This window comes from Microbacterium sp. P2_F9, from assembly GCF_056403635.1.
This window is the reverse complement of the sequence record NZ_JBFUFC010000333.1, coordinates 1-2,343: the sequence shown is the minus strand read 5'-3', so window position 1 is coordinate 2,343 and position 2,343 is coordinate 1. Positions and strand designations below refer to the sequence as shown.

Sequence of the window (2,343 nt, the reverse complement as noted above, 5' to 3'; positions counted from 1 at the left end):
ACCTGGAGCGAGCGGACGTGCTGGCCCGATCAGGTCAGGAACTGGCTCGGCTGGTCTCTGGTCACGGCGGACTCGTCCTGGTGGTCGAATCGGTACCGCAGATGCGCGACGCCACGGTCGGTGTCGTGAATGCAGGACCGCTCGGATGGGATGCCGCGGGGGAGTTGTTCCGCCGCACGGCGGAATCCGTGTCGGTCCAACTCAGGAACGACGAGGTGTCGCGGCACTCGATCGAGCGCATCTGCAGAGCGGTCGACGCGAACGCTTTGGCGATCGAGTTGGCGGCGCTCCGGTTGCCCTTCGTGTCGCTCGCCTCGCTCGCTGATCTCCTCGAGACGCCTGAGCGCGCRCTGGCGATCCTGACGACGCCCGCCGCGTCGGAAACCGCGCGAGCCGTCAGGACCGACCTGGCCGCCAGCCGCCAGGCCACCTCCGCGGATGCCCAGCTACTCCTCGATCACCTCAGCGTCTTCACCGGGTCATTCCGGATAGGGGCAATCGAAGCCGTCTCCGCCAGGCAGCTCCCTTCGTGTTACGACGCGCTCGGTGAACTGCTCGACCTGCGCCTCGTCGAACTGGACCAGGCCGCGGGCGAGGGCGAGGGGAGTTATCGCCTCAGCAACCTCGTCCACTGGTTCGCATCCGAGCGGCTCACGGCATCCGGCGCCTCGCGCGAAGCCCATGCCTCGCACGCCGCACACTATTCCGAGGTGGCTCGGCGCGCCGCCGCCGCGTTCGATGACGCGGACGAGGATGCCGCGTTGCAAATCCTGGGCGAGGACTACCAGGAGGCCCTCGCCGCGGCTCGGTGGCTGGCCATGTCGGACCCGGATGCCGCGCTTCGGATCGCTGCTGACCTCGGGTGGGCCGCAGATCGGCGAGGGAGTGGCGCAGGGCTCATCGAGGTGCTCACGGAGTTGACGTCCACGACGGCTGTGGGCACCGCGGCGGCTCGGMGTGATGCGCTGCTGTGGCTCGCCGCACTGGAGAGCTGGTCGCCCCTGGTTGGCGACCGGTCCGCGCTGATCGGTCGCCAACTCGAGGAGGCGCTGCGGCTGGGCCGCCAGGTGTCGGAACCGCTGCCGTCGCTACGTGCCCTACGCACCCACTTCATCGCCGCGGTGGGGCTGGGAGCCTTCGACGCCGCGATGACCTCGTGTGCCGCGGGACTCCAGCTCGCGTCCGAGATCGGACATGCTCGCTGGATCGGTCGCTTCGAAATCTCGCTGTGTGCCATGAACGCCGCTCTCCGCCAATATGAGGAAGCCGCGCGCCTGGCGGCTTCCGGGTTGGATCGCGCGACCCGCACCGGTGACCGGACAGGAAAGGCACTCGGCTCACTCGCGCTGCACGCGCTGCCCCCCGAGTGCATCACGAACCACGTCGAATTGCCGCCCCTCGAGTGGGTTCTTGGGGTCTTCCGCGCGCACGGCGACCTCGCGAACGAGATGCACACGCTGGCCATCCTCGCTCAGGACGCGATTGACCGCGACGACCCGCACCAGGCTGCCAGCTGGGTGCTGACCCGCCAGGAGCGACTCGGACGGACCGACCTGCTCAACGGGCTGACGATCTCAGTCATGTTCGGCGTGCATATCAGCCGACTCCGCGGCGAGTTCGCGGTGAGCGCGTTCCTGCACGGCACCGTCGCCGCGCACATCGGGCCGCTGATGGCGATCATGTCTCCCGTCCACTCCGCGCTGTATCGCAGTGCCCTCGACAGCATCCGCCGCTCGCTGGGAGCCGAACAGTACGAAGCGCAGACCGCTCGAGGTCGGCTACTGGACCGCGACGAGACACTCGCGGAGCTCCTGACCTACCTCCGCGACGTCGTCCACACGGCACCGGCTGCTCCGCCATCGGGCGCCGTGGGCGGTTTCCCGGGACTCACCCCGAGGGAGGGACAGGTGCTGCGGCTCCTCGCCCAGGGCCTGCACAACAAGGAGATCGCGGGCGAGCTCCGGGTCACACCGAAGAGCGTCATGCATCACACCGTGTCGATCTACCGCAAGCTCGGTGTCCGCGGCCGGACCGAGGCCGTGTCTGCCGCCGTCCGCTCCGGCATGCTCTCCATGTAACAAGCCGCGGTGTGGCTCGGCGACGAGACGACAGCTGACCTTTGCCGGAAGCAGGTTGACGCTGACTTCCGGCACGCGAATGCGCGGCGTGCTCCGCATGGGATCCCGTAGCGRGCACCCGGTGCCGCGGCCCCGGGGGCCGCGGCACCTCGCTTTCAGCACGCGGACAAAGGATTCGCTCTCGGGCAGGGTGATGGGGTCGCGCACTATCGTTCTCCGAGTCGCTGGCCGGGAGACCGCCCGGGGGTCAGCGAGCGGGTCGCGA

Annotated in this window: 1 protein-coding gene; it reads left to right on the top strand. The window is 69.0% G+C overall.

Annotation, left to right across the window (positions count from 1 at the left end):
• Window positions 1-2,078, top strand: a 2,078-nt coding sequence (locus tag AC1DVT_RS19640; protein WP_477391009.1) for a LuxR C-terminal-related transcriptional regulator, incomplete at its 5' end; no start/stop codon positions are given.
• Between the last annotated feature and the right edge of the window lie 265 nt (window positions 2,079-2,343).